The organism is Mesorhizobium sp. M4A.F.Ca.ET.020.02.1.1 (assembly GCF_004022645.1).
Classification (GTDB): domain Bacteria; phylum Pseudomonadota; class Alphaproteobacteria; order Rhizobiales; family Rhizobiaceae; genus Mesorhizobium.
In genome coordinates this window covers 1-4,986 of the sequence record NZ_RZOI01000467.1, presented here as the reverse complement: position 1 = coordinate 4,986, position 4,986 = coordinate 1, and the positions used below count along the sequence as shown (strand labels likewise).

Here is a 4,986-nt window from a genome sequence, read left to right as displayed (position 1 = left end):
GCCGGGTCGCTCTGGGTGAACCCGAAATAGGCGACGAAGGAGGCGTCGAAAGCGGCCTTGGCGGGCGAGCCGGCGGCGGTGAAATCGTCGACCGGCTTGACGTCGGTGTTGGTGCCGGCGAACAGATACTCGCCATTCACGCTGGTGTTGAGGATGCCGGTCATCTGCTGCAGCGCCGACGCGCCGGCCTGCTGGGTGATGCTGGTCGAGGAATCGCCGGACACGGCGCTGGTCAAGGCCGAAAGAAAGTTCTGCGCGACGTCGGAGAGCTGGCCGAGCGCATCCTGCGTCGACGTCAGCCGGGCGGCGACCAGTGCGTTGGAATCGATGATGCCGTTCAGCCGGTCGAGATCGCGCTGGAAGGTCACGGCCTGGGTCGTGCGCCCGCCGAGCGCCAGGCCGACATCGGCGACCTTGCCGGTCGTTGACTCCTTCGTCGCCTTGACCAGATCGGACTGCATGCGCATCTGCTGGTAGCGCATGGCGTTGGATATTGCGGCTGAGGAGACGGCTGTCGCTTTCATCGATTATCCCACGGCATTCATCAGGGCGTCCAGCATGTCGTCGACGGTCTTCATCATGCGGGCGGAGGCCTGGTAGGTGTGTTCGAGGTCGAGCAGCAGCGACATTTCCTGATCGACATTGACGCCGGTGTCGTTGGACAGCGCCTCGGCCGTGCGCGTCGCCAGCGCCTCCTTGGCGTCGGCGGTTGTCGAGGCCTGCTGGCGCACGCCTTCGAACCAGCCGATCGAGTTGGCGGCGTAGTCGGCGACGCTGGATGTCGCCGTGATACCGGCGGCGGCATCGAAAGCCATCGGCTGGTCGAGCCGGTCGCCATAGGCGATCAGGAGGTTGGCGTAGGACGAGCCGGAAGTGTTGAGGACATAGGCAGCGCCATTGGCGCCGCCGTCGCGCAGCAGCGCCGGGGTCATGGCGGCGTTGACGCTGATCGAGCCGGCAAGGCCGTCGACCAGCGTGCCGGCGGCGGGAATGCCGGGCGCGCCGGACCAAGTGAACAGGCCGGCGGCATCGGGCTGCGACGAGGAGGTCTCGGCAAAGGCGGTGATGAGCCCGCGGGCGGTCTCGTCGAGCTGGCTCTGCATGGTGGCGGCGACGCCGTCGCGCAAGGTGATCAGGCCGGCGAGCTTGCCGACGGCGCTGGTATTGCCGCCGCTGCCGGCCGAGAGCGGCACGTTGTCGATGGAGATGGTATTGCCGGGAGTGCCGGCGGTGTAGCCGGACGAGGGCGTGAAGGTCACCGAGCGCGGCACCGTCTCGAACAGCGTCGTGCCGTCCGTGGTGGTGATGACCATGTCGTTGTCGCCGCGCGTGAAGGTGGAGACGGGAACATATTCGGCGATCTTCTTCAGGATCGCGTCGCGCTGGTCGAGTGCGTCGGACACGTCGGTGCCCGAACGGGTTCCGGAAATGACGGCCTTGTTGGCGTCCTGGAACTGGCTGAGCAGCTTGTTGAGGTCATCGACCGCGGTGGCGATCTGACCGTCGGTCTGGGTGCGGAAATCCTGGATCGCCTGGGTGCCGTCATTCAGCGAGCGCACGACGTCCCTGGCCGCGTCGATGACGCTGGCGCCCAGATTCTGGTTGGACGGCGTCGTCGCGTAGAGCTGCAGCGCCTGCTGCAGATTGGCGATCGCGGTCGAGGGCGAGGACGCGTTGTCGACGCCGTTGACGGCCAGCTCCAGCTGGTCCATGCCGCTGTAAAGCGCGCTCTGGCCGCTCCATGCGGAGAGCGCGCTCAAATTCTGCCGGAACAGGAGGTCGTTGGCCGCCCGCTGGATCTCCACCGAGCGGGCGCCCGGCGCCGTGCTGGTGACGACAGCCGTGCGGCGGGCATAGTCGCTATTGGAAGCATCGGCGACATTGCGCGAGACGATGCTGGTCTGCTTCGAGGTGGTCAGGAGCGCCGACTGTGCGATGCTCAAGGCGGAGGTCAGCGACATGCGGGTCTTTCACGGGCCGGGGCCCGACAGTTATCTCTTCAGGTTGACAAGGACATCCATCAGGTCGGAACCGGTCTGGAAGACTTTCGAATTGGCGGTGTAGCTGCGCTGCGCCGCGATCATGTTGGTCAGTTCCTCGGCGATATCGACGTTGGAATTTTCCAGCGCGCCGGAGACGATCGAGCCGAGCTTGCCTTCATTGGCGAAGCCGATGCGCACCGCGCCGGAATCGGTGCTCTGCGCGTAGACGTTGCCAGGCAGGGCGGTGAGCCGGTCCGGGCTCGTCACGTCGGCCAGCGGGATCTTGTAGAGCGGCTTGGTGGAGCCGTCCTCATACTGTGCGTAGATGATGCCATCCTGGCCGATCTGGATTTTCTCGATCGTGCTCGGCGCGTTGCCGTTGACCTCGGCCTCGGAAACCGTGAAGCCGGTGCCGAGCTGGGTCAGCTTCGACATGTCGAGGTCGAGGGTGGAGCCGTTCGGCACGGTGAAGGAGATGCCGGTGGTGGCGCCGGTGAGCTTGCCGGTGGTGGTGTCGAAAGTCAGGTTGGCCGAGGCCAGCGCGCCGCCGGTATAGGGGAAGGACGTGCCGGCCGTGGCCTTGGACTGGTCGAAGACCGAGACCTCCCAGGCGCCTGAGCCGGTGTTGGTGAAATAGACGTCGAGCAGCACCTTGTTGCCGAGATTGTCGTAGGCGACCAGCGACGACTTCGAGGTGTATTCAGCGGTCGCGCTGTTGCTGGACGGCAAGGCGCCCGCAGGCGGGGTGGCACCCGCCGGCAGATTGCCGCTGAAGACGCCTTCGGTGCTCGGCGTCGCGGTCATTTCCTGGTCGGAGATCTGCACCGGCTCCAGGCCCTCGAAACCGTTGGCCGTCGCCGCAGGATCGCCATTGGCGTAGCTGTAGGCCATCAGCTGATAGCCGGCGGCATTGACCAGCCTGCCCTGGGCGTCGGCGACAAAGGCGCCGGCGCGGGTCAGATAGGGCGTGCCGCTCGGATCCTGCACGACAAAGAAGCCATCGCCGTTTACGGCAAGGTCGGATACCGAGGTGGTGTATTGCAGCACGCCTTGCGAGCTGATGGCGGAGCGGATCGTCGTCGTGACGCCGCCCGAATTGTAGGCGCCGCCGGTGCCCGGCATGATCAGCGTCGAGAATTCGGCGGAGGAGCGCTTGTAGCCCGTAGTGTCGGAGTTGGCGATGTTGTCGGCGACCGTGGACAGGCGATTGGCCTGCGCGTTCATGCCGGAGACGCCGGTCCGCATCATTCCGTAGAGGCTCATCGAAACGTCTCCTCAATACCCACGACGGTGGGGCCCATGACAGTGGCCGCGAGCCTATGCCGCGTGTCTTGCGCGAGGCTGGCGCGGGTTTCGGCCATCAGAACACCAGCCGGTAGCCGAGGAAGCGCTTGGAATCGATCGGATCATGGCCGAGCTTTTCGCGCAGCTTCTTGCGCAGCTTGCTGATGTGGCTTTCCACCACGTTCTCCTCGACCTCTTCGTCGAAGATGCCGTAGATGGCGTTGAATACCTGGGTCTTGGTGACCCGTCGGCCGCGGTTGCTGGCGAGATATTCGAGGATGCGTCGCTCGCGGCGCGGCAGAGGCAGCGGCTCGCCGTCGATCTCCGGATCACGGCCGTCCATGAAGATGCGCATCGAGCCGACCTCGGTATAGGTCACGTCCTCATGCGCGCGGCGGCGGATGGCGGTGATGCGGGCCAGGATCTCGCGGATGTGAACCGGCTTGCGGATGACGTCGTCGACGCCGCTCTCGAACAGCCGCAGCGTGTTTTCCAGCGAGTGCTGTTCGCTGAGCGCGATCACCGGTGCGCCAGTGCGGTCGCGGATCTGTCGCGGCGAGATCGCACCCTCGCGGCAGTCGCCGATGAGGAAGGCCCTGACCGAGCGCAGATCGGTGTCGGCGGCCGAGCTCACCCACTCCCCGAACTCGCTCGGCGCGAAGCCCGCGCTGGCGACCCCCTCGCGATCGAAAAGTGAGCTGTAGCCTTCAGTTACGAGCTCACGCTCGTCAACGATCACGATCATCGGCCCGCCCTCCGAATCATCTCATTTGCCCCGTGGAAGGAGGCGTAACCGGTGGCGGGAATCCTGAACAACCGTCATTTCTTGTAGCTATTTTCTTGGGAGTTTTTTGGGGACCCGAAAATAAGCGCGGTCGCATGGGTCTATCGACTGTGTGTCGACGCTTGCCGTTCGAGCGAAGCGGCAGGCGCCGCGAGGTCAGAAAGATCCTGTGCGCCCGTGAGTGACCATGCATCTATGGATTGCAGAAGGCGCGGGCGTTGGGCGTCCATTTGCCGAAGCCGGTGGCGACCATGTTGGCGATGACGCGACAGACATAGACCTTCTGCGCGGGGTCGTTGTCGGGGCCGGCGTGATAGCGGGCCACCGCCATCGACCAGGTCACGTGGCGGGCATGCAGGCTGGCCAGGAAGCGCGCCGCGTAGTCGACATTCTGGCGTGGGTCGAGCATGTCGTCGACGCTGCGGAAATGCGACGCGTGATAGTGATGGTTGATCTGCATGCAGCCGAGATCGATCAGCGTCTTGCCCTCGCGGCGGGCGTTCTCGAACGTCGCCATGGCTTCGGCACGGCTCCGCGGAAAAACAGCTTTTCCTTCTATATTCATAGCGTTAGGCTGGAGGCTGCCCTTGTTTCCGGTTTCCGTCAGGCCAACCGCATAGAGGATGCCGGCCGGCACGCCGTAGCGGTCGGCGGCGCGCAGGATCTCGGGTTCGCAAGGATTGGCGGCGGCGCTCGCAGCGCTGATGGCGGCGCTAGATAAACATGCCGTCGCCAGTGCGCTCGCGAGCAGGCGAAGCAGCGCGGCCGCTGTCCGGTGTGTCATTGCTGTTGTTCCTTCCCGGCTGCTGACCGCCGGAGCCGGCATTGTTGCCGCTCGAGTTGCCGGGCTGAAAGGCGGATTGCTCGCGGCCTGGCGACATCGGCAGCGAGCTGTTGGCGTCGACGCGCGCGGCGGCTGGCGTTGCTATCGAAGGT

General features: G+C 65.2%; 4 protein-coding genes and 2 pseudogenes. All 6 read right to left on the bottom strand.

Annotated features, from left to right (window positions below):
• A pseudogene (locus tag EN742_RS24285) lies at nt 1–524 on the bottom strand (flagellar hook-associated family protein); the annotation flags it as partial.
• A gap of 3 nt (nt 525–527) precedes the next feature.
• The gene (gene flgK / locus EN742_RS24280; RefSeq protein WP_126058472.1) at nt 528–1,961 is read right to left on the bottom strand and encodes a flagellar hook-associated protein FlgK; all 1,434 of its coding nucleotides are present in this window, start codon (nt 1,959–1,961) and stop codon (nt 528–530) included.
• Nucleotides 1,962–1,991: 30 nt separating this feature from the next.
• On the bottom strand, nt 1,992–3,245 hold the full coding sequence (locus tag EN742_RS24275; RefSeq protein WP_126058473.1) for a flagellar hook protein FlgE: 1,254 nt from the start codon (nt 3,243–3,245) through the stop codon (nt 1,992–1,994).
• A gap of 97 nt (nt 3,246–3,342) precedes the next feature.
• Nucleotides 3,343–4,011 (bottom strand): response regulator transcription factor, encoded by a 669-nt coding sequence (locus EN742_RS24270; RefSeq protein ID WP_126058474.1) that lies wholly within the window; start codon nt 4,009–4,011, stop codon nt 3,343–3,345.
• A 232-nt stretch (nt 4,012–4,243) separates the two neighbouring features.
• Nucleotides 4,244–4,834 (bottom strand): transglycosylase SLT domain-containing protein, encoded by a 591-nt coding sequence (locus EN742_RS24265; protein WP_245455392.1) that lies wholly within the window; start codon nt 4,832–4,834, stop codon nt 4,244–4,246.
• Nucleotides 4,764–4,986 (bottom strand): annotated as a pseudogene (locus tag EN742_RS38780) (flagellar hook-length control protein FliK); the annotation flags it as partial. The pseudogene EN742_RS38780 and the gene EN742_RS24265, both read right to left, overlap by 71 nt.

Bases quoted from the DNA above. Each gene is read 5' to 3' on its own strand.
- flgK (WP_126058472.1), bottom strand. From the start codon at position 1,961: ATGTCGCTGACCTCCGCCTTGAGCATCGCACAGTCGGCGCTCCTGACC.
- EN742_RS24275 (WP_126058473.1), bottom strand. From the start codon at position 3,245: ATGAGCCTCTACGGAATGATGCGGACCGGCGTCTCCGGCATGAACGCG.
- EN742_RS24270 (WP_126058474.1), bottom strand. From the start codon at position 4,011: ATGATCGTGATCGTTGACGAGCGTGAGCTCGTAACTGAAGGCTACAGC.
- EN742_RS24265 (WP_245455392.1), bottom strand. From the start codon at position 4,834: ATGACACACCGGACAGCGGCCGCGCTGCTTCGCCTGCTCGCGAGCGCA.